A 22,755-nucleotide genomic window follows, 5' to 3' on the forward strand; every position below is an offset into this window, starting at 1 on the left:
AATTTAACATAAACAGCCTTTCAGAGATCCTGAAAGGCTGTTTTATGTTAAGTATGTTCTACTCTCTATTTGCTATGCAATCGATACTATTGCTTTGGAGAAGTTAAAATACAATAACAACTACTAAACTATAAAAGCTCCCATACTAAGGGAGCTTTTATAGTATTTATTTATTGGATATACCCCGTATTTTGATTTAACTGCGGATTGCGCTGTAGTTCATCTTGTGATATCGGCCATAATAAGTCAGATTCTTTGAAAGTCGCACCAGATCCATTCTGTGCTCCGATCAAGTTGACAAATGTAATTGCTCCCTTTGTGGTATTAGAAATAACAGGAAATTTCTTTGTACGTACAATATCATCCCACATTTTGAATTCCAACGGAAATTCACGTAGACGCTCCTTCCAACATTCTTCAATAAAACTGTCTTTAGAAAGGGCTAACAATTCGCCTTTAATTGTGGCAACAGATTTCCCAGTTGTATTAGCACGTTGCTTCACGGCAGCTAAATAGCCCGCTGCTTCATCAGACACACCAGTAGTATTGGCTAATGCTTCTGCAGCGATCAATAATGCTTCAGGATACCTATACAAATTCCAATCCTTAGTACCTCTCCCTGTCGTCAGTAAAGCATCTTCATCATAGAAATACCAAACGCCTGCAGTCGTTGAAGACCATACCTTATCCGGATCATTAGGATTTACATAGTGCCAATGAAAAAATTGATTAGGTTGAATACGTAAATCATCTGCTTCATATACATTTAAGAATTGATCTGTAGGACCAAATACACGTTCAAAGATGGAGTATGTCGTAAACACAGCTGTTGCAGAGGCATTGAATGCATAAGTAGGCCACCAAGAACTGGTGCTAATAGCACCATCAAATTCCTGCGCATATATCACTTCATCGAGGTTATCTGTTTTGCGCAACTTGTTATATGCGCTATTTCCTGTAAGATCAGTATTGGTAGTCATTCCATGTGGAGAAGCTAATACAACTTTAGCATACTCAGCAGCTTCGGCATTTTTACCTTGCTGTAGATATACATTTGCTAAAGTCATAGCTGCAACATACTTGGTGATACGATGCCCATTTGCAGCGAACAATTTTGAAGGCAGTTTATTCACCGCATCAATTAGATCCGCTTCAATGAATTCATATACCTTAGCAGGATCCGTTTGTTCTAAATACAAATTATCTGCGGATTCATACGGCTCTACCGATAATGGAATAGCACCAAATGTCTTTACGAGATAAAAATAATTGTATGCTCTAAAGAATTTTGCTTCTGCCACCAATTCATTCTTTTTAGTGTCATCCATAGCTATAGAAGGGATGTGCTTGATAGCACCATTGGCAATATTGATAGACTGATAACAACCGTCCCATACTCCATTCATCGTACCAGACACCAAACTGACATTCCCCTGCCTAGTTAGTTCTCGTGCGTATTTACAGATTACTTCCTGACCTTCATAACTGTTGGTGAAATATCCCGTCAACATAGAGTTTATCGAAGCGGTAGGACCTAGATAAGCACTACCTGCACTAGAATAGCGCGTTGGAGCACCTCTTCTATAGAGGGAATTAACATTTGCTTCAGCCTGTGCTTCTGATTGATAATATTGTCCTAATGTAACACCAGAACGAGGCGCTTCTTCTAGGAATTTTTCACAAGAGCTAAATAGTATTGTACCCCCTAAAATTAAGCTATATATAAATTTATTGTTCTTTTTCATAATAATATTTTTAGAAGTCAACATTTATTCCGAACATGAATGTTTTTGCTCTTGGATAAGAGAAAAAAGTAATATTCTGGCCAAATTGATCACCTTGAGAAGTACTTTCTGGGTCAAAACCTTTAAATTTTTTAGAGGTTATCAGCCAAGGATTAGTAGCAGAAGCAAATATTCGTATACCACCTAATTTAAGTGATCTTAGTGCATCCGCATTAAAGGTGTACCCAAGCTGCAAAAGGTTAACACGTAAATAAGAGCCATCAACGACCCATGACGAATCTACATTAGAATCTTGTCCAGCATGGCCATTATTTGTTAGGTAAATAGCCTGTTCCATCGTATTAGGGTTTGATCCATCATATGCATCTGTTAATATTTCTACTAAACCATTAGTGATTCCAAAACGATCGTAAACAGAATGGTAAAATTGCTGCATCGTCTCTACGCCATATACAAATTGCAGATCTACGGTCAAATCAAAATTTTTGTAATTCAAGGTATTGATAAAACTTCCAGACCAATCAGGTGTACCTTTTCCGAGTACATACTTTTCACTAGAACGTTTTGGTCTTCCTACTTGAGATAAGGTAGCATTTCCATTCTCATAATCTTCTACAGAATAAATCCCCTCACGAATATATCCATAAAAACTATTCAAATTTTCACCTACACGAATGATTTGATTGGCTCCACCAACCCACCACAATCGCTGAATATCCTCATTGTTATCACCTAATTTTATAACCTTATTTTTATTATAATTCATATTCAATGAGCTACTCCAAGACAGTACATCATTCTTAACAGGATACGCATTTATTAGGATATCAACGCCTTGATTTTGAACAGAACCTATATTTTTAAAAATTGATGAAAATCCAGTACTCGTAGGGACCGGTGCATCGAGCAATAAATCTTTGGTAATTTTATCATAATAAGAAACATCAAAATTTAAACGATTATTAAATAATCCCAATTCTAATCCGATGTCAAATTGACCTGTTCTTTCCCATTTCAAATCAGGGTTAGGCATCGTTCCTACGTACGAGGAAGGTGCACGTGTACCATCCAACAAGATTGTACCTGCGGAGATATTGGCTAATGAGCGATAAGGAGATATTTCAGAATTACCGGTAAGACCATAACTCGTATGTAATTTTAAATTACTGATTTTCTCATTACCATTTAAGAAATCTTCATTTGAAATATTCCACGCAAAACCAGCGGATGGAAAAAATGCATATTTATTATTAGCACCAAATTTTGAAGATCCATCATATCGACCCGTCACAGTTGCTGAATATCTATCATCATAGGTATATGCACCTCGAATAAAATAGGAATTCATTGTCCATTTGTTCCAATTCGATTGTGGTGAGGAAGGTATCCTTCCTACCCCCATATTATACCATTCATAAAAGTCATCATCAAAGCCTTCGGTACGCCCTTGACTATAGTCATAGGTACGCCCTTGCCAAGATAATCCACCCATTAAATTTAAGCGGTGTTTATCGATGGTTTTATTATATGTCAAATAGGTTTCCTCTTGCCAATAAAGTACATCATCATTATAAATCTCTGCCCATCCATTCGGTCTAGATATATTATTGAGGGTGGTTGATGAATAACCTTTATATTCGTTTCTTTGATTATCAACACCTATCTGTGTTCTAAGATCTAATCCTTCGGCAAGATGAAAAGTAAAGGCAGCATTACCAAATATCTTGGTATCATACTTCATTCTCTTCTGCAAATCCAATATAGAAACAGGATTGGCCATCCCTTCAAATCCTAAAACATTATTTATGGTTGAACTTCCAGAATACGTATATGCACCATTAGGTTCCCGTACAGGTAACCAAGGTAACATTTCGATCATGGTCCTTCTCGCTTCTTGCCCTCCACCATCCTCAGGCGTATAGCGTGACCATGTATGATTAACGAGCAAATTAATACTCGTCGACAACCAATCTTTTGGTTTTGCATCATAAGCCAATTTACCATTGACGCGTTTAGCAAATGTCTTATCAACAATTCCTTGTTGATCGGTATAATTCAAAAATGCTCCTACAGAAGATTTCTCTCCACCTTGTTGAATATTAATCTGATGATTTTGCGAAATACTCGTTCGTGTTGATTCCTTTTGCCAATTTGTATCATATATTGGATTACCACTGGCATCGAAATAATTAGCATCATTGAACCAATCCGCTTTATTTAATGACCAAGCCTTACCTTGATACTTATTTTCATTTTCTAACCCAATCATGAAAGCATCAACCCACTGTTGAGCATTTAATACATTCATATAACGGGCAGGAGAACTTACGCTCATAGATCCGATATAACTCAAGCTCTGACCATCTCCAGCTTTACCTCTTTTTGTGGTAACTAATACTACACCATTAGCACCTCGAGCACCATAAATAGCTGTTGAAGAAGCATCTTTCAGTACCTCAATACGGTCGATATCATTCGGATTTAATAAATGGAAATTTTCCATTACAACACCATCAACAACATAAAGCGGGTTTGATGAAGCATTAATGGTAGAGGTCCCTCTTATAACAACCCTACTAGCATAAGCCCCAGGCTGTCCTGAGTTAGAATAGATATTAACACCAGCTGCCTTTCCTCTAAGATTATCTACAGCACTAAAGTTTTGTGATTTGGCCATATCTTCACCCTTTACCATGGAAATAGATCCCGTAACATCAGATTTGCGCATGGTACCATATCCAACAACCACAACCTCATCCAACGATGATGCTTCCGGCACAAGGTTAATTGTCAACGAAGAGCCGGAAATTTTCACTTCCTTAGATACATATCCTACAAATCGCACCGAGACCGTCTCCCCAATATTTGCGGTAATGGAAAAGAGTCCATTGGTATCTGACTGTGTCTTACTGACACCATTTACGCCAATACTTGCGCCAGCAATTGGCTCCCCTGTATTACTATCCCTAACGACACCAGTTACCGTTTGTTGCTTTGCTACCTCTACCGCTTGGTAATTGATCAACTCAATAGGCTTTGCAAAAGCATAATTGTAACTCACAGCTAATAGGGAAAGTGGAATAATCCAGAGATTTTTCTGCTTTAATTTTTGTTTGTTAGAATTCCACATAATTTAAAAAGTTTTAATTACAAAACGTCAAGAAAAATCGATTTAGCAACTATAAGAAGGGTAGACGATATATTCTTTAAAAATTTTGTACGGGTGGTTTTTCAGTTTATAATTACTTAAATATCAATATATTTATTTTATAAAACAAATATTTTAGCAAGATGAAGTATTATTAGTAAGAAATATATCCCAAAAACAAAATGAGATATATAAACGCGATAAATAGCACACTGGGATACGCTATTTGTAGCCTATCTCCAAGAATAGGTAATAACATAAAAAATGCCCCCAAGAGTTTGTCTACTCCATGGGGGCATTAAAATATTGAGATTTAATACGGATTTAGTTATAACCGGTATTTTGTTTTAAAGTACCACCACTACGATCAATTTCTGTTTGTGGAATAGGGAAATATTCGTTGTGTGTTTTGAAATTTAAGTTTCTATAGAATGGTAAATAAGTACCTTCAAAAGTAGAATAGCTCTCCAATACAGATTTTGCTACTCCCCAACGTACCAGGTCAAAAAATCTATGTCCTTCTAATGCTAATTCTAACCTACGCTCCATACGAACTGCTTTACGTGCATATTCTTTGTCTGGGAAAGGAGGATAAGGGCTAACCTGATAATTTGCAACAGGAGTAGAACCTAGTGTTTTAACTGGAATATTGGCAGCACGTGCACGTACATCATTCACATAGTTTAATGCCAAATTCAATTGATCCAACTCTACAGCACATTCTGCAGCCATTAAGTATACATCTGCTAGACGCATGATATTAACATCCAATCCTGTGATATAAGCCTCACCTGCTACAGCATGTGCTGCAAATTGACTTTGGTAGATCATTGTTTTTATGCCTACAAAAGGTCCTGAATCAGACACTTTACGAATCCATGAATCGCCAGCCATGATTCCATAATCTAAGAATGGAACCCCTCTTCTACCTACTGTATAATCCAAACGCGGATCTACACGCAAATTTCTATCTAATTGATACGTTGCCTTTTGTGCATCATTAAGTCCAAAATCAGACTTATATGGGTTATTTCGGTATTCATTATCTAAGTAAGGTAAGCCATTGGCATCCACCTGATAGGCATTTACTAAGTCAAATGTCGGTTGGTAAAAACCACAGCAGCTCACTGGTGCAGCATAGATACCACTCAACATATCACCCACATTCGCATTATCTGCCGAACCATCCGGATTGATAGCATGCTTAGATACTAACAATGCTTCAGGACCATCTTCTGTCTCCACATTAAAATTATTTAAGAATGACATTGATTTCAAATCTTTACCTGCCAATACAGATTGGAATAGAGGCAATGCTAAATCATACTTCTTTTGATAAAGATATAATTTACCCAAATAAGCTTTGGCGATATTCTGATCCATGCGACCTGCTTCACTTTTGTATTTAGTAGCAGGTAGATTGTCAGCCGCAAATTTTACATCAGCTATAATCTTATCAAAAATATCAGCATCATTAGGTTTAGTTTTCGCTTCTTCTGCCGAAGTATTTTCGTCTATATATGGAAGATTGCGGAAGATACGCCACAAGAAGAAATAGTAATGTCCTCTCAGCATCTTTACCTCACCTTCAATTTCCTTAGCACGTGTGGCAGACACCGTCTTAGCACCTGCTTGGTCATTGATTAAAAATTTTAACGTTGTATTACATCTCAATATTCCTTCATAATACACTTGCCACATCGTCGTCAAGTTGTCATTGGCAGGATTGGGATCCATGGTTTCTAAAAGAAGCATCGCAGGCTGATCCGTTTGCTCCGAACCTTTGTGCGCATTATCTGATGTTACTTCACCAAATAGCCATTGACTTGGGGCAGATGCATAATTGCCCCATGTACCGTTTACATTACCATTCATAATACCATAAGCACCTATTAATAGCGCTTCAATCCCCTCCGAGTTGCTGACCTGCTCGGTACTTAATTGCCCTTGTGGTATCTTCTCCAAAAAGCCTTTGCTACAGCCTCCAGCAAGTATACCTAAACTTAAAACAGCTATATATATTTTATTCCTTTTCATATAAAAAATCACTTTACAGATTAAAAACCTAAACTTAAACCAAATAAATACTGGCGAGATTGCGGATAGATACCTAGATCAACACCTATTGCAGGGTAATCACTTGGCGTCGCAGAAATCTCCGGATCAAGACCTGTGTATTTGGTAATTGTAAATAAATTTGTCGCCCCTACATATACTCTAAGCTTACTCAAGCCTGTATTTTGTCCAAAGACCTTCTGAACAGGGAAAGTATATCCTATTTGCACATTTTTCAATTTCAAGAAACTAGCATCTTCTACATAGTAGCTTGATGTAGCATATTCATAGGATGATGCATTACTCGTCAAAGAAGGGATAGAACTATTCATATTTGTCGGAGACCAAGCGTCCAATAAACGATCACTTTTAGATCCAGAGAACACATTAAAATCTGTAAAGTAACGTGTCATATTGAACACATCATTGCCCTGAGAACCATAAAAGAATAAAGAGGCATCGAAGTTTTTATACGTGGCATTCAATCCCAACGAATACACGAAATCTGGATGTGGATTACCGATTATTGTTCTATCTAAATCATTGATAACTCCATCGTCGTTAATATCCACATATTTTAACCCTCCAGGTCTTGCGTTACCATCACCATAATTTGGTGAATTAGCTACATCAGCAGCATCTTTGTAAACACCAGCCACTTGATAACCATAAAAAGAGCCAAAAGATTCTCCCGGTTTCAATATCGTCGTCGATATACTTCTAAAATTACCATATATCTGCGATGCTACAGAAGGCGCTAGCGCAATTACCTCATTCACATTCTTCGCAAGAGTACCTGATATATCTAGTTTAAACTCTTTATTTTGTCTACGACCATAGTGGTACCCCAATGCAAGCTCAACACCATGATTACGCATGTTACCAATATTGATATACGGTGGTGTTCCTCTACCTGTTGCCGTAGCTGGCTGCGGTACCCTAAAGAGCATATCATTTGTTTTCTTATCGTAGTAATCGAATGAACCATCAAAATCTCCTTGGAACAAACTAAAATCTAAACCGATGTTAAAGGCATTTACTTGCTCCCACTTCACCTCTGGATTAGCATATTCTTGCAACCACAATCCACTTTGTACTGTACCCGCGATTGGGTAAGAAGATTGTGCAATTGACATGGCATAACGATCTAAATAATTGTATGCTGGTATACGTTGATTTCCAGTAACACCATAACCTGCTCTAATTTTCAAATCATTAACCCAAGTTACAGATTTCATGAACTCTTCTGAAGACAAGCGCCATGCACCACTAATACCCGGGAAAACCCCATATTTATTACTAGGTCCAAAATTTGAAGAACCATCTCTACGCACAGTAGCACTCAAAATATAACGGTCATCATAGCTATAATCTACTTTTCCAAAAATAGAAAACATAGATCCTAATGATCCTGAACTACCATTCCTAAAATCTGTTGTACCTGCATTAAGGTAAAAATAATCTAAACTATTAAGTACGAAAAAGTTATTTCTTCCAGCTGATAAATCTCTAGAACGATTGTCAATAGCCTCTGTACCTAACAAGACATTTAAATTATGCTTATCAAATGTTTTCTTATAATTTAAGGTGTTCGTCCATGTCCATTCGGTGTTATAGCCAAAATATTCGCTCAAGCCATTATTAAAACTACCTTCGGCAAATTCAAAATTTGGATAAGAGATGTCTTTTCCGTTATAATTCTCATACTTCAAACCAAAGCTCGTGCGCAAGGTAAGTCCAGCAAGGATATCTGTCTCGGCAAATGCATTACCAAAGAAAAAATTGCTCTTATTGGTATCATCCTTTGCACGGTATGCCCAAGCTACAGGATTTTGACCATTACCATAGCCCCCTCTAGTCCCTGCAAAATTGCCCATTATATCATAGACAGGTACAATCGTCTGAATACGATAAGCCCATGCTACCACACTCTCATCACCTTGATATCCACCCGCAGTATTTGGATTTACCCCCATACCGACACCTTTAGTGTAGGCATACTGCATATTCTCCCCAAAACGCAATTTGCCGTTGAATGCCTTAAACTGCGTATTGCTACGTACATTAAACTTATCAAAGCTGGAATGGATAATCGTTCCCTTTTGGCCTAAATAACCCACCGAAGTCGCGTATGTAGCATTCTCCGAACCACCAGTTGCTGACAGCTGGTAATTTTGTGTAGGAGCAGTTCTTGTTATTTCTTTAAACCAATCTGTTCCTTCTTTATTGGCTTTTGTAATCTGATAAAATGTTGCTGCATCACGTGAATAATTGTATTTAGCAGGATCCGCATCTGCTGCTGTGATATTATTACCATAGACAGATCCGGCTAATAAATATTCCGGTAGTGTTTCGCTAGTACCATTCACACCATTCATCATGGTCACCAACTGTTGTGGTGTCAACATTTTAGGAAATCTATCCGATTGTGGTACTTGAATACCTACATAAGAGTCCAAATTGATTTGCGGCTTACCTATTTTACCTGTTTTGGTCGTTATAATAACGACCCCATTATTGGCACGTGCTCCATAAATAGATGCTGCAGAAGCATCTTTAAGCACTTGCATAGTCTCGATATCATTCTGATTTAACCAGCTCAACTTACCTTCAAAAGGTACACCATCAATGATATACAAAGGTTCATTATTGTTGATGGTACTATATCCCCTAATCTTAATCTGTGGTGTACTTCCTGGTGCTCCATCATTTATAATCTGCACACCGGGCGCTCTACCTTGTAATCCTTCTACCGCTGAAGCTGCAGGCTGAGATTTTAACCCATCTACATTGACCACAGAAACAGCCCCCGTTAAATCTTTCTTACGTTGCGTACCGTAACCCGTTACTACAACCTCTTCAAGATCACTTAGATTATGTACTAAGTCAACCTTAATATTTTTACTATTAGCGTTTACGGTAATACGTGCTGCCTCATAGCCTACATAGGAAATCTCCAATACCTCATTTGTATTTACTTTGACATCAAATTCTCCTTGGCTATTTGTAGAAGTTGCTTTATTAGTACCTACTACTTTGACGGTCACTCCTGATAACAATTCCCCAGTTTTGCTATCTTGGACGACACCACGCAACGATCTCTCTTGGTTCAGGTTAGTAGATAATTTTATCGGTGATCCCGTTATTCCATTAGTGGATGGAGCTACCGCAGCAAACGATGAATTTGTTACGAGTAATAATGCGCTAGAGATCCATAGCGCAGAATTCGCAGAAAAACCAGAGCAATAGGATTTCCATGCAGATTGCTTTTTTAATCTGTACATATAATTTTAAGGTTTAATTTAGTTTAATGAAATTTGGCCGCAATTAATTTAAGCCATAGGAAATGGTAGATAATTTCATGTCATACACTTATGTTTTTGTTTATATTAGTTAAACACAAATTAAACAATCGATTGCTAAAAACAAACTTTTAAAATACAACTGCCATTAAAAAAATATAACACCTTGATTTTAAACCAAATAAAATGTAACAATCTTATTGCAGTTGTTACAATAAGCAATCAAATTTGAGGTGAAAAATGTAAAATTACATAGCTAATTAATGATATATCATGTAGCTATAACCCTACATTTAAAACATTTCATTAACTAATTCTTCTTGCCAAATTGTCGTGGAAAGTATGAAACAGAAAACATATAGTATTGGATTAATATATTAGTATATCCAGTGGTAAACTCGGTAACACCATTCGTAAAATAAAGACCTTTATTCTCTCTTAATAAATCATAAGCTGCCAGTTTTAACTCTAGATTATTACCCTTTAATAAACGATAGGTAGTATTGGCATTCCATATAAATATATCATCTTTATATGTACCTGATTTATTGTATCGCAACGTCCCATTAGTATTTACAGACCAACGCTTCTTAAATGCTAAAATTTAACGATCCAAAATAGGTATCCATCCCATTCCCCTATCCATCTGCGCGGTATATACCTGCTGTTGGCTTTCTACATATATGACATAGAAAAGCCTTTCAGATTATGTCCAAAAGGCTTTTTCCCAACATAAAGTTTATTAGGATAAATGCAAATGCGGTACTATTTCTTCCATACTTTCTAAAAGCATATCTGCTTTTCCATCCAATCGCTCACGTTCAGTTTGATGCTTGGAAACCGCAATACAGTAAAGTCCGGCTCCAATAGCGGCAGTTGTGCCAGTGATGGTATCTTCTATGGCAATAATTTGTTCTTTTGGTAAGCCCAATTTAGCGATAGCAAGCAGATAAGGCTCTGCATTTGGTTTAGCATTTTGTACTAATTCACGCGTTACAAAGAATTCAAAATAATCCAACAAACCGTGCTCACCCAAAACAGTATTGACTGTCGTTTGATAACTAGAGGTAACCAATCCTATCCGAATATTTTTATTCTTCAAAATATCCAATACCTCTTTTGCAAAAGGCATCAATCGAATGTTACGCATCCCCGATTTAGCATAGCTAGCACGCGTTGCCTTCCACATATATTCTTCGGTGGTATTGACCTGGTATTTTTCATTCAGATAATTGACATTACGCAGGAGTGTATGCCCCGCATACTCACGTATCCAATCATCAAAAGTAATATGCAAACCAAAAGAATCGGCTAGAATTGGAGCCCAATTGCTGTAGTAAAAATTCTCAGAATCTATCAATGTACCATCCAGATCAAATAGTACAGCCTTTAACGGTTGTTGTATCATAGAACAAATATCACAAAAATAACGTTATATATAATTTTGTACATTTGTATAACGACAAAATATATCCACATGAAAGTAATTGCAATCGGTAGAAACTATATAGATCACGCTAAAGAGCTAAATAACCCTGTGCCAGCATCACCTGTCATCTTCATGAAGCCTGATACTGCAGTATTGAAAGATAATAAAGACTTTTATTATCCCGAGTTTTCGAAAGACATACATTACGAATGTGAATTGGTAGTACGCATCTGTAACGAAGGGAAACATGTGACCAGCAAATTTGCACACAAATATTATGATGCGATAGGCCTAGGTATTGATTTTACAGCACGTGATATCCAAGCAGAACAAAAAGCAAAAGGCTTACCATGGGAACTGGCAAAAGCATTCGACCACTCTGCGGTAATCAGCAATATGATTGCTAAAGAAGAATTTGAATCCATCAATAACATCAATTTCTCCCTTCAAAAGAATGGTGAAATAGTACAGAAAGGAAATACAAAAAATATGATATTCGATGTCGAATCTCTGATTGTATATATATCAAAATATATCACCCTACGCAAGGGTGATCTTATCTATACAGGTACACCTGCCGGTGTCGGCCCCGTACAAATAGGCGACAAATTGCAGGGGTTTATCGAAGATAGAGAAATGTTTACCACGCATATTAAATAACTGGTAGTCCTTCATAAAACATAAAAATACTTCCTATGGCAACATTAGAAATTGGACAAAAAGCTCCAGCAATAACGACAACGAACCAAAATGGAGAAACCATAAATCTAGCTGATTTTATCGGTAAAAAGGTGATTTTGTACTTCTATCCAAAAGACAATACGCCAGGCTGTACTACAGAAGCCTGCAACTATAGAGACAACTACCAATCATTGGTAAAAGATGGCTTTGAGGTATTGGGGGTTAGCATCGACAGTGAGCAATCACACCAAAAGTTTATTGCCAAACATGAATTACCTTTTAATCTATTGGTTGATGAAGATCAAAAAATAGTCAATGATTATGGGGTATGGGTAGAGAAAAATATGTACGGCAAAAAATACATGGGTACCGCTAGAACAACCTTCCTTATCGATGAACAAGGGATCATCCAACATATCATCAAAAAGGTAGATACTAAAAATGCTTCACAGCAGGTAAGAGAATTATTCGTTTAAAATCTTATTGTTAACACATAGAATACTAATAACTAAATATTATATTTGCTACTTATGAGCAAGCAAACAGACGATTTTTTCAAAAACATAGTATCACATGCTAAAGAATACGGTTTTGTATTCCAATCAAGTGAAATTTATGACGGTCTAAGTGCCGTTTATGATTACGGTCAATTAGGTTCAGAATTAAAAAACAACCTAAAGACGTATTGGTGGAAATCCATGGTTCAATTGAATGAAAACATTGTAGGGATTGACTCTGCGATTTTCATGCATCCTACGATTTGGAAAGCTTCAGGCCACGTTGACGGCTTCAACGATCCTATGATCGACAACAAAGATTCTAAAAAACGTTACCGTGCGGATCAATTGATCGAAGATAAAATCGATCGCTATGAAAAAGATGGTAAATCCGATAAAGCAGCACAATTACAACAAGATCTAGATGACGCATTAAACGCTGACGATTTAGCACGTTTAAAAAACATCATCGAAGACCATAATATCGTATGTCCTATATCAGGAACTAAAAACTGGACTGAAGTACGTCAGTTCAACTTGATGTTCGATACGCAAATGGGCGCTATGGCAGACGGAGCGGAGAAAGTATACTTACGTCCTGAGACTGCACAAGGTATTTTTGTAAACTTCTTGAATGTTCAAAAAACAGGAAGAATGAAGATTCCTTTCGGTATCGCACAAATCGGTAAAGCATTCCGTAATGAAGTAATAGCTCGTCAATTCATCATGCGTATGCGTGAATTTGAACAAATGGAATTACAATTTTTTGTTCGCCCAGGTACAGAAATGGAATGGTACAACAAATGGAAAGAAACACGCTTGAAATGGCACTTAGCTTTAGGAGCTGATCCCGCAAAATACCGTTATCACGATCACGCTAAATTAGCGCACTACGCCAATGCTGCTGTAGATATAGAATATGATTTCCCATTCGGTTTCAAAGAAGTAGAAGGAATACACTCGCGTACAGATTTTGACTTGAAACAACATCAAGAATTTTCGAAGAAAAAAATGCAGTTCTTCGATCCTGAGATCAATCAGAATTACATTCCTTATGTAGTAGAAACATCAGTAGGTCTGGATCGCTTATTCTTAACCGTATTTGCTAATTCATTAGTACATGAAGATCTTTCTACAGAAGAAAAACAAGATTCTCGCGTAGTATTGAAATTCCACCCTGCTATTGCTCCAGTAAAAGCCGCTATTCTTCCATTAACGAAGAAAGATGGCTTACCAGAGAAAGCGCGTGAGATCATGGCCAAGTTGAAATTGGATTACAATGTTCAATACGATGAGAAAGATGCTATTGGTAAACGCTACCGTCGTCAAGATGCTATCGGTACACCATACTGTATCACTGTAGATCACCAATCTTTAGAAGATGATATGGTAACTATCCGTCACCGTGATTCTATGGAACAAGAACGTGTAGCAATTGCTGATTTGGGTAAAATCATTGGCGAGCGTGTTAGTTGGACTAATTTATTGACACAATTGATATAGTAGACCATCATCTACAATAAAATATAAAAGTAGCATCCCAAAAAGATGCTACTTTTTTTATACCTAATTTTAAGAAAAGCTTAAATAAAAACAGGTCTTATTACTCATTTTCATGATCAAATCAACTTCGATAATATTATTTTTCTCCCTCCTAAGCGCAAGCACCCTATTTACACAAGCAGCTGTCATCAACAGCGCTATCAATACACAAAGTAGCAATACAGTGCTGCAAAGTATTAGCAAAATCCTTGTCGCAGATCAACAAAGCCCTAAAACAATAGAAAAGGTGAATAAAATCAATAACAATCGGATTAAACAAGTAGAATACCAAAAAAAAGAAGCGGAAAAAGCACAAATACACCGTTCGGCAGCGACGCAAAAGTACCAGAAGGCTATTCAAAAATCTGCTAGTATAGAAAAACAGATAGATAGACAAAAAAGGAAAATAGATAATTTGGAAAAGGATTTGTCCAAAAGTCTACGCAAGGGAAATATCACTGAAATAAACCACGAAAGAGAAAAAATAAAAATCAGTAAGGCTACGATAGACTTAAAAGAATTAGAAAAAAAACGGGATGTAATACACCGTTCTATGATAAAATAAGGTAAGCATTAAAAAAGCGACCTAACTGGACGCCTTGTGTGTTATAAAATATGCTTCAATAAATCGATATAAAATCGTATTCCGTCTTCTATTTCATGCAAATAGATAAATTCATCTGCCGTATGCGAACGAGCTGAATCACCTGGACCAACTTTTATCGATTGGATAGGTATAAGCGCTTGATCACTCATCGTAGGGCTGCCGTAGGTAGATTTACCCAGTGCGATACCCGATTGTACTATAGGATGATTTAAATCTATTGTAGATGGGTTTAAACGCGTAGAACGCGCTGTAACATCTGCCTTGACATGCTTTTTTATAATATCCAATACTTCGACATTAGCATATACATCAGTCGTCCTGACATCGACTACAAAGGAACAAGTGGCAGGTACAACATTGTGTTGAGATCCAGCATTGACCATAGTGACAGACATTTTAACAGGCCCTAAGAAAGAAGACTCTTTAGGAAAAGTATAGGACTGAAACCAATTAATATCTTCTATAGCCTTATAAATTGCATTTACGCCTTCTTCACGAGCAGCATGTCCCGATTCACCATGTGCTACACAATCCAATACCATCAATCCTTTTTCAGCTACCGCCAAATTCAATAAAGTAGGTTCACCAACTATTGCAAAAGAACAAGTCGGAATATGCTTGTACGCTTCTTCTATACCACCCTTTCCCGATACCTCTTCTTCAGCTGAAGCAACCAAACATAGATTATAGGCTAAATTTTCGTCTTCATAATAGTATAAAAAAGTAGCTATCAAAGAAACCAAACAGCCTCCGGCATCATTGGATCCCAATCCATAAAGTTTGCCTTGTTCAACAATCGCTTGGAAAGGATCTTTTGTATAGCCCGGATTAGGTTTTACCGTATCGTGATGAGAATTGAGCAAAATTGTAGGTTTATCTGCAGAGAAATGTTTATTCAATGCTATAATATTATTACCTACACGCTCTATACTTACTCCTCTTTGCGTCAAGAAGTCAATAATACATAATGCTGTGTTATCTTCTTCCCTACTAAAAGAAGGAATCTCTATCAGCGATGCCAATAGAGAGGTACTATCTTGTATTAAAATATCTATATTATTCATTATACAGTCCTCCTGCCTTTTTAGCAGAAAGTTTAATGCCTTTAATAAATGCAGAACTTAACCCATTATGCTCCATCTCATTGAGACCTGCGATCGTACATCCTTTGGGAGAAGTCACTTTATCAATTTCACTTTCGGGATGATTTTGTGTCTGCAATAATAAATCAGCGGCACCTTTAGCCGTTTGTATGGCCATTTTCAGGGCATCATGCGCATGAAAACCAATTTCCACTCCACCTTGAGAGGCGGCTCTTATAGCACGTAAAAAGAAGGCTATACCACAAGCACATAATGCCGTGGCAGCGGTCATCAAATCCTCTTGAATAACGATTACAGAACCTACAGCTTCAAATAATTTTTCCACTTTAGCGACTACTTCTGTTGAAGCATTGTCTGTAGAGATACAAGTCATAGATTGACCAATAGCGATAGCTGTATTAGGCATAGCGCGAACAGCGATCGTATCCTGACCTAATACATCCTTTATATCTTGACAAGATACACCAGAAGCAACAGACACAATAATTTGATTAGGAACTAATGATGGTGCTATTTCTTCCATTACTTTACGTATCTGCTGAGGAAGAACAGCTAAAACAATAATATCAGCATCTTTTACAGCTGTCAAGTTATTGTCACTAATACCAAATCCCAAGGATTCTTCTTCCGACAACGAACTCAATGAGCGTCTTGTTAAAACAATCTCACGAGCTTCATAATCCTTAGATTTAATTAATCCTTTGGCTAAAGAAAAACCAATATTTCCCGAGCCAATTATTGTTAGTTTGCGCATAATGTAGGTTTATAATTCGATTCGATCTCACTTATTAACTAAGCAGGTACCGAATTTACGTTGTTGAAATAAGTGTAAATTAGAGGCATTACCAATAAAAACAGACTTAACACCTTTATTGATTGCATCAAAAGCATTTTCCAACTTAGGAATCATACCATCGCTGATAATTCCAGATTCTTTATATCTACTATATTCAGATGCTGTAATATTCTCTATCACAGAAGCATTATCATTAACATCTAATAACACGCCGTTCTTCTCGAAACAATAAATCAAAGAAGTTTCGTAATAGCTGGATAAAGCAGTAGCTAATGCCGAAGCAATAGTATCAGCGTTGGTATTTAAGAGTTGGCCATTGCCATTATGAGTAATAGCGGAAAAAACAGGTGTAAAACCCGCATCCAAAAATTTCTTTATAGCTAAAGCATTTACAGAGTCAGCCAATATATCACCAGCATAGCCGTAATCTATATCTTTAACTGGACGCTTCACCGCTTTAATAACATTACCATCAGCCCCACTAAGCCCTATAGCATCACAGTCGTACTTTTGTAATGTTGCAACAATTTTCTTGTTTGTTAGACCTGCATAAACCATAGTAACGACATCGAGCATTGGCTCATCAGTAATTCTTCTACCGTCCACCATTTTTGCTTCGATACCTAAACTTGCTGCTATACGTGTAGCAATTTTACCACCACCATGCACCAAAATCTTTTTTCCCGGTACGGCTGCAAATTTCTCTAAGAATGCTTCTAACTGAATATCATCATCAATTACATTCCCACCGATTTTAATAATATTCAAGGTACTATTTGACATATTGGATATGCTTATTTATTTAAATCTTCTAACATACGTTTTAAGACTACTTGAGCAGCCCATACGCGATTACTTGCTTCTTTTATAACCAAAGAATTAGGACCATCCAAAATCTCAGATGACAATTCCAAATCACGACGAACCGGTAGACAGTGCATCACTTTAGCATCATTCGTTAATCCCAATTTAGCATTGTCCATCATCCAATTTTCGGAAACAGGATATACTTGACCATATTCTTTATACGATGACCAATTCTTGACATATACAAAATCTGAATTGGCTAAGGCTTCATCCAAGTTATTGGTAATAGTAGCTCCTTCAGTAAATTCCTCCGCCAACTCATAACCTGCAGGGTGAGCTACCGTAAAATCTACTAATCCTTGAGCTTGTGCTTTAGACATCCATTCTGCAAATGAATTAGGAACAGCTTGTGGTAAAGCTTTAACATGAGGAGCCCATGCCAATACTACTTTTGGTTTAGCGATACTTTTATACTCCGTAATAGTGATCAAATCCGTCAAACTCTGTAAAGGGTGACGTGTTGCACTTTCTAACGATACCACAGGAACCCCACAAAATTTGATAAATTTATTGAATAAATCCTCGTTATAATCCGCTTCTTTATCCTTCAATGAAGGGAAAGAACGCAAACCTAAGATATCACAATATTCACCCATGACAGCGGCAGCTTCACGAATATGTTCTACAGTAGTACCGTTCATTACGACTCCATCTTGAGTTTCTAATGCCCAGCCATCTTTATCCATATTCATTACCATTACGTTCATCCCCAAATTCATTGCTGCTTTTTGAGTACTTAAACGTGTACGTAGACTTGGGTTCAAAAATACTAAACCTAAAGTTTTATATTTACCAAGTGATTCATTTGCATTGGGATTAGCCTTCAAAGCTAATGCATCCTTTACAATTTCTTCTAAATTATCTACGTCTGCTACCGAAAAAAATCTTTTCATTCTATAAGTATATGTACACTTTTAACAAAATCTGCCTGCATAATTCCATATTAAGAATTATGCAGGCAAATATAACTTAATTATCCTTTAAGACGTTCGTCTAATGCTGTCAAAAATTGGTCAGCAATTTCTTTTGTTATATTTAATGCAGGAAGGATACGAATAACATTAGGCTTCGCCTCACCTGTAAATATTCTATTCTTTATTAATAGATCCTTTTTAACAGAAGCCAACTCAGTAGGCAGTTCAATACCAATCATCAAACCACGTCCTCTCACCTCTTGAACCTTATCAAATTTCTTAAGCTCATCGATCAGATATGCACCTACAGTAGACGCATTGGTCAATAGATCATCTTGCTTCATGACGTCCAAAACAGCTACTGCCGCCGCACAAGCCAGGTGATTACCCCCAAATGTAGTACCTAACAAACCATATGAAGCCTTAAATTTTGGCGCAATAGCAATACCACCAATAGGAAAACCATTGCCCATACCTTTGGCCATAGAGTAAATATCTGCCTGAACACCCGCATAATCATGTGAGTAAAACAAACCCGTACGACCATAACCACATTGAACAGAATCTGCAATATACACAGCACTATATTGATCACACAAAGATCTAATCAATTTCAAAAATGAAACTGAAGCTTCACGTATACCACCTACACCTTGAATACCTTCAATAATAACCGCTGCGACTTCGTTACCATAGGAAGCAAAAGCATTTGTTAAAGCCTCCTCATCATTGAAAGGTAGAAAAATAACATTGTCTGTTTCATTTACTGGCGCTACAATGGCTGGATTATCTGTTGCCGCCACAGCTAATGAAGTACGACCATGAAAAGCTTTAGAAAAAGCGATAATCTTCTTACGTCCAGTATGGAAAGAAGCCAATTTAAGCGCATTTTCATTTGCTTCAGCCCCCGAATTACAAAGGAATAAAGTATAATCCTCTTTACCCGAAAGTGCGCCCAATTTAGACGCTAATTCTTGTTGAATTGGAATCTCTATAGAATTAGAATAAAAACCTATAGCATTCAATTGCTTGTTGATAGATTCAACATAGTGGGGATGTGTGTGTCCAATAGAGATTACAGCATGACCACCATACAAATCCAAATATTCATTTCCTGCAGCATCCCATACGGTAGAGCCATTGGCTTTCACGATATTGATAGGGTTGACAGGGTATACATTAAATAAATTCATCTTCGATAGAATAAGGGTTAATAAACCGGTACAAATATAAGTAAGAGCTAGTTATTAGCCTATTAATAAACGAAAAAAGCCTATCATCGCTGATGATAGGCTTTATATTTTCAGATGAAAAGACGTATTACTAGCCTTTGTTCTCTTCTGTAGCAGGAGCTTCAGTAGCAGCTTCTTCAGCTTTTACTTCTTCAGCAACTTCTACTGTTTCAGCAGTCTCAGCTTTTTTCTTAGCAGTACCACGACGGCGAGTAGATTTTTTCTCTGTTTTAGCAGTTTTGCCATAAACTTCGTTGTAGTCTACTAACTCGATAAATGCCATCTCAGCGTTATCACCTAAACGGTTTTCTAACTTGATGATACGAGTGTAACCTCCTGGACGAGTAGCTACTTTTTCAGAAATTTCGCGGAACAAGATTGTTACAGCTTCTTTATCTTTTAAGTAAGCGAATACAGTACGACGTGAGTGCGTAGTATCTAATTTTGATTTCGTAATCAAAGGCTCTACGTAAGTACGTAATGCTTTAGCTTTAGCCAAAGTAGTAGTGATACGTTTGTGCTTGATTAATGAAGTCGCCATATTAGCTAACATCGCCTTACGGTGACTGTCAGTGCGGCCTAAGTGGTTTACTTTTTTTCCGTGTCTCATTTTTTAATGTGTTTTGTGCATACCGTTCTACGAAAATAAATCTGTAGAGGAATTATGCAACAGGTCGCTTAATTATTATTATTCTTCGTCTAATTTAAATTTAGACAAGTTCATTCCGAATGATAAACCTTTCGATTTAACCAATTCTTGAATTTCACTTAAAGATTTTTTACCGAAGTTACGGAATTTCAACATATCAGCTACGTCGTAAGTTACTAACTCAGCTAATGAGCGAATATCCGCCGCTTTCAAACAGTTCAATGCACGAACAGAAAGATCTAAATCAACTAATTCCATTTTCAAGATCTTACGCATATGCAATATCTCTTCATCAACGACTTTAGTTTCTTCTTTCGCTTGAGATTCTAACAACATGTTCTCATCAGAGAACAACATGAAGTGTTGAATCAAAATACGAGCAGCTTCTTTCAAAGCATCTTCTGGGTGAATAGAACCATCTGTAGAAATATCTAACAATAATTTCTCATAGTCAGTTTTTTGCTCTACACGGTAGTTTTCAATGGTATATTTCACATTCTTAATCGGAGTGTAGATAGAGTCGATAGCGATCACACCTACAGGACCATCAGTTACTTTATTTTCTTCCGCATTTACATAACCACGACCCTTAGAAACTGACAATTCAACCTCAATAGTTACTGAGCTCTCCATGTTACAGATTACGAAGTCTGGGTTTAAAACTGTAAAGTTGTTAGAAAATTTTGTGATATCACCAGCTTGGAATTGTTCTTGACCATTGATAACTACATAGATTTTCTCGTTATCACCTTGCTCACCTGATTTTTGAAAACGTACTTGTTTCAAGTTTAAGATGATCTCAGTTACGTCTTCCGCTACACCTTTGATAGTAGAGAATTCGTGTGACACGCCTGAAAATCTTACCGACGTAATTGCATATCCTTCTAATGAGGACAATAAAATACGGCGTAAAGCATTACCAATTGTTACACCAAAACCTGGCTCTAATGGACGAAATTCGAAAGTACCATCAAAATCAGTTGATTTCTGCATGATAACTTTATCCGGTCTTTGAAATGCTAGAATTGCCATTTATAATATTTTAATATTTTTTAACAATGTATATCTTAATAGCATATGCATAATTCCAAATTAGAATTATGCATATAGCTATTAATTATTATTTAGAGTACAACTCTACGATTAAGTTTTCTTTGATATTCTCAGGGATATCTGCTCTATCAGGGAAGCTTAAGAAAGTACCTGATAACGCTTTCGCGTCCCACTCTAACCAACCGTATTTGTTGATAGTTCTACCTGCTACTGAAGTAGAGATAGCTTCTAAAGTTTGAGAACGCTCACGTACAGCAACTACATCACCTGGACGAACGCTATATGATGGAATGTTAACTACACTACCGTTAACAGTAATATGTTTGTGTGAAACTAATTGACGAGCTGCAGAACGAGTAGGCGCAATACCTAAACGGTAAACAACGTTATCCAAACGAGCTTCTAATAATTTCAAGAAGTTCTCCCCTGTAATACCTTGTTTAGCTGCTGCTTTTACGAATAAGTTAGAGAACTGACGTTCTAAAACACCGTAAGTGTACTTAGCTTTTTGTTTTTCTAACAACTGAATTGCGTATTCAGATTGTTTACCTCTTCTTTTTGATGGACCATGTTGTCCAGGAGGATAATTTTTTTTCTCTAATGCTTTATCAGGGCCGAAAATTGGCTCTCTGAATTTACGCGCGATTTTGGACTTAGGTCCTGTATATCTTGCCATTTCTTGATTTGTATGAAGTATCAACCAGCCTATAACTGGCGAATCTTATCTTAAACAATTATTATTAAACTCTTCTACGTTTTGGAGGACGACAACCGTTGTGAGGAAGTGGTGTGATATCTTTAATCGTATTCACATCAATACCTACCGTTTGTAATGTACGAATCGCTGACTCACGACCTGCACCTGGACCTTTAACGAAAACTTCAACTTTGCGTAAACCTAAGTCATAAGCAACTTTACCACAGTCGTTAGCCGCTTGACCTGCTGCATACGGAGTATTCTTTTTAGAACCTCTGAAGCCCATTTTACCTGCTGAAGACCATGAAATAGTTTGACCTTGGTTATTAGTCAAAGTAATAATAATGTTGTTAAAAGTAGCGTTGATGTGAGCTTGACCTACTGGCTCGATAACAACGATACGTTTTTTAGTAACTTTTTTACTTTTAGCCATTTCTT

The 22,755-nt window shown here is 36.9% G+C and carries 19 protein-coding genes; 4 read left to right on the forward strand and 15 right to left on the reverse strand.

Annotation, left to right across the window (positions count from 1 at the left end):
- Positions 1–170: 170 nt before the first annotated feature.
- The 6 genes from IP023_RS06275 to IP023_RS06300 all read right to left on the reverse strand — a co-directional run bounded on the left by IP023_RS06275 (position 171) and on the right by IP023_RS06300 (position 11,658).
- The gene (locus IP023_RS06275) at positions 171–1,745 is read right to left on the reverse strand and encodes a RagB/SusD family nutrient uptake outer membrane protein (RefSeq protein ID WP_241789409.1); all 1,575 of its coding nucleotides are present in this window, start codon (positions 1,743–1,745) and stop codon (positions 171–173) included.
- 10 nt (positions 1,746–1,755) lie between these two features.
- Positions 1,756–4,875: a SusC/RagA family TonB-linked outer membrane protein gene (locus IP023_RS06280; protein WP_241789410.1), complete on the reverse strand. Its 3,120-nt coding sequence runs from the start codon at positions 4,873–4,875 to the stop codon at positions 1,756–1,758.
- A gap of 342 nt (positions 4,876–5,217) precedes the next feature.
- The gene (locus IP023_RS06285) at positions 5,218–6,930 is read right to left on the reverse strand and encodes a RagB/SusD family nutrient uptake outer membrane protein (protein ID WP_241789411.1); all 1,713 of its coding nucleotides are present in this window, start codon (positions 6,928–6,930) and stop codon (positions 5,218–5,220) included.
- A gap of 20 nt (positions 6,931–6,950) precedes the next feature.
- Entirely contained in the window at positions 6,951–10,232 is a 3,282-nt protein-coding gene (locus IP023_RS06290) for a SusC/RagA family TonB-linked outer membrane protein (protein ID WP_241789412.1), read from the reverse strand.
- A 328-nt stretch (positions 10,233–10,560) separates the two neighbouring features.
- On the reverse strand, positions 10,561–10,809 hold the full coding sequence (locus IP023_RS06295) for a hypothetical protein (protein ID WP_241789413.1): 249 nt from the start codon (positions 10,807–10,809) through the stop codon (positions 10,561–10,563).
- A 183-nt stretch (positions 10,810–10,992) separates the two neighbouring features.
- A complete protein-coding gene (locus IP023_RS06300) occupies positions 10,993–11,658 on the reverse strand; it encodes an HAD family hydrolase (RefSeq protein ID WP_241789414.1) in 666 nt (221 codons plus the stop codon).
- 69 nt (positions 11,659–11,727) lie between these two features.
- Here IP023_RS06300 and IP023_RS06305 point away from each other — a divergent pair, with 69 nt between their 5' ends.
- The 4 genes from IP023_RS06305 to IP023_RS06320 all read left to right on the forward strand — a co-directional run bounded on the left by IP023_RS06305 (position 11,728) and on the right by IP023_RS06320 (position 14,964).
- Positions 11,728–12,339: a fumarylacetoacetate hydrolase family protein gene (locus IP023_RS06305; protein ID WP_241789415.1), complete on the forward strand. Its 612-nt coding sequence runs from the start codon at positions 11,728–11,730 to the stop codon at positions 12,337–12,339.
- Positions 12,340–12,374: 35 nt separating this feature from the next.
- Positions 12,375–12,836: a thioredoxin-dependent thiol peroxidase gene (bcp, locus tag IP023_RS06310; protein ID WP_241789416.1), complete on the forward strand. Its 462-nt coding sequence runs from the start codon at positions 12,375–12,377 to the stop codon at positions 12,834–12,836.
- A 54-nt stretch (positions 12,837–12,890) separates the two neighbouring features.
- Complete coding sequence (locus IP023_RS06315) at positions 12,891–14,360, forward strand: glycine--tRNA ligase (RefSeq protein WP_241789417.1); 1,470 nt, start codon at positions 12,891–12,893, stop codon at positions 14,358–14,360.
- 112 nt (positions 14,361–14,472) lie between these two features.
- On the forward strand, positions 14,473–14,964 hold the full coding sequence (locus tag IP023_RS06320; RefSeq protein WP_241789418.1) for a hypothetical protein: 492 nt from the start codon (positions 14,473–14,475) through the stop codon (positions 14,962–14,964).
- Between the two features lie 41 nt (positions 14,965–15,005).
- Here the strand turns inward: IP023_RS06320 and IP023_RS06325 are convergent, their stop codons facing one another.
- The 9 genes from IP023_RS06325 to rpsK all read right to left on the reverse strand — a co-directional run bounded on the left by IP023_RS06325 (position 15,006) and on the right by rpsK (position 22,750).
- Positions 15,006–16,070, reverse strand: coding sequence for a M20 family metallo-hydrolase (locus tag IP023_RS06325; RefSeq protein ID WP_241789419.1), 1,065 nt, complete (start codon positions 16,068–16,070; stop codon positions 15,006–15,008).
- Positions 16,063–16,863: a pyrroline-5-carboxylate reductase gene (gene proC / locus IP023_RS06330; RefSeq protein ID WP_241789420.1), complete on the reverse strand. Its 801-nt coding sequence runs from the start codon at positions 16,861–16,863 to the stop codon at positions 16,063–16,065. The genes IP023_RS06325 and proC overlap by 8 nt, the downstream gene beginning before the upstream one ends.
- Before the next feature lie 27 nt (positions 16,864–16,890).
- A complete protein-coding gene (argB, locus tag IP023_RS06335) occupies positions 16,891–17,688 on the reverse strand; it encodes an acetylglutamate kinase (protein WP_241789421.1) in 798 nt (265 codons plus the stop codon).
- A gap of 11 nt (positions 17,689–17,699) precedes the next feature.
- Positions 17,700–18,665 carry a Rossmann-fold NAD(P)-binding domain-containing protein gene (locus IP023_RS06340; RefSeq protein ID WP_241789422.1) on the reverse strand — a complete coding sequence of 322 codons (966 nt, stop codon included), beginning with the start codon at positions 18,663–18,665 and terminating at the stop codon, positions 17,700–17,702.
- A gap of 80 nt (positions 18,666–18,745) precedes the next feature.
- Positions 18,746–19,879, reverse strand: a complete 1,134-nt coding sequence (locus IP023_RS06345; RefSeq protein WP_241789423.1) for an aspartate aminotransferase family protein — start codon at positions 19,877–19,879, stop codon at positions 18,746–18,748.
- 130 nt (positions 19,880–20,009) lie between these two features.
- Positions 20,010–20,528, reverse strand: coding sequence for a 50S ribosomal protein L17 (rplQ, locus tag IP023_RS06350; RefSeq protein WP_241789424.1), 519 nt, complete (start codon positions 20,526–20,528; stop codon positions 20,010–20,012).
- Between the two features lie 78 nt (positions 20,529–20,606).
- On the reverse strand, positions 20,607–21,599 hold the full coding sequence (locus IP023_RS06355) for a DNA-directed RNA polymerase subunit alpha (protein WP_241789425.1): 993 nt from the start codon (positions 21,597–21,599) through the stop codon (positions 20,607–20,609).
- Positions 21,600–21,687: 88 nt separating this feature from the next.
- Positions 21,688–22,296 (reverse strand): 30S ribosomal protein S4, encoded by a 609-nt coding sequence (gene rpsD / locus IP023_RS06360; protein ID WP_241789426.1) that lies wholly within the window; start codon positions 22,294–22,296, stop codon positions 21,688–21,690.
- A 64-nt stretch (positions 22,297–22,360) separates the two neighbouring features.
- Positions 22,361–22,750, reverse strand: a complete 390-nt coding sequence (gene rpsK, locus IP023_RS06365; protein ID WP_241789427.1) for a 30S ribosomal protein S11 — start codon at positions 22,748–22,750, stop codon at positions 22,361–22,363.
- Positions 22,751–22,755: the final 5 nt, after the last annotated feature.

Source organism: Sphingobacterium rhinopitheci (assembly GCF_022627575.1).
GTDB lineage: Bacteria > Bacteroidota > Bacteroidia > Sphingobacteriales > Sphingobacteriaceae > Sphingobacterium > Sphingobacterium rhinopitheci.

Coding starts and splice junctions, on each gene's coding strand:
- rplQ (WP_241789424.1), bottom strand. CDS start 20,528: ATGAGACACGGAAAAAAAGTAAACCACTTAGGCCGCACTGACAGTCAC.
- IP023_RS06355 (WP_241789425.1), bottom strand. CDS start 21,599: ATGGCAATTCTAGCATTTCAAAGACCGGATAAAGTTATCATGCAGAAA.
- IP023_RS06315 (WP_241789417.1), top strand. CDS start 12,891: ATGAGCAAGCAAACAGACGATTTTTTCAAAAACATAGTATCACATGCT.
- IP023_RS06290 (WP_241789412.1), bottom strand. CDS start 10,232: ATGTACAGATTAAAAAAGCAATCTGCATGGAAATCCTATTGCTCTGGT.
- IP023_RS06340 (WP_241789422.1), bottom strand. CDS start 18,665: ATGAAAAGATTTTTTTCGGTAGCAGACGTAGATAATTTAGAAGAAATT.
- IP023_RS06300 (WP_241789414.1), bottom strand. CDS start 11,658: ATGATACAACAACCGTTAAAGGCTGTACTATTTGATCTGGATGGTACA.
- argB (WP_241789421.1), bottom strand. CDS start 17,688: ATGTCAAATAGTACCTTGAATATTATTAAAATCGGTGGGAATGTAATT.
- IP023_RS06345 (WP_241789423.1), bottom strand. CDS start 19,879: ATGAATTTATTTAATGTATACCCTGTCAACCCTATCAATATCGTGAAA.
- IP023_RS06325 (WP_241789419.1), bottom strand. CDS start 16,070: ATGAATAATATAGATATTTTAATACAAGATAGTACCTCTCTATTGGCA.
- proC (WP_241789420.1), bottom strand. CDS start 16,863: ATGCGCAAACTAACAATAATTGGCTCGGGAAATATTGGTTTTTCTTTA.
- IP023_RS06275 (WP_241789409.1), bottom strand. CDS start 1,745: ATGAAAAAGAACAATAAATTTATATATAGCTTAATTTTAGGGGGTACA.
- IP023_RS06305 (WP_241789415.1), top strand. CDS start 11,728: ATGAAAGTAATTGCAATCGGTAGAAACTATATAGATCACGCTAAAGAG.
- IP023_RS06320 (WP_241789418.1), top strand. CDS start 14,473: ATGATCAAATCAACTTCGATAATATTATTTTTCTCCCTCCTAAGCGCA.
- rpsD (WP_241789426.1), bottom strand. CDS start 22,296: ATGGCAAGATATACAGGACCTAAGTCCAAAATCGCGCGTAAATTCAGA.
- IP023_RS06285 (WP_241789411.1), bottom strand. CDS start 6,930: ATGAAAAGGAATAAAATATATATAGCTGTTTTAAGTTTAGGTATACTT.
- bcp (WP_241789416.1), top strand. CDS start 12,375: ATGGCAACATTAGAAATTGGACAAAAAGCTCCAGCAATAACGACAACG.
- rpsK (WP_241789427.1), bottom strand. CDS start 22,750: ATGGCTAAAAGTAAAAAAGTTACTAAAAAACGTATCGTTGTTATCGAG.
- IP023_RS06280 (WP_241789410.1), bottom strand. CDS start 4,875: ATGTGGAATTCTAACAAACAAAAATTAAAGCAGAAAAATCTCTGGATT.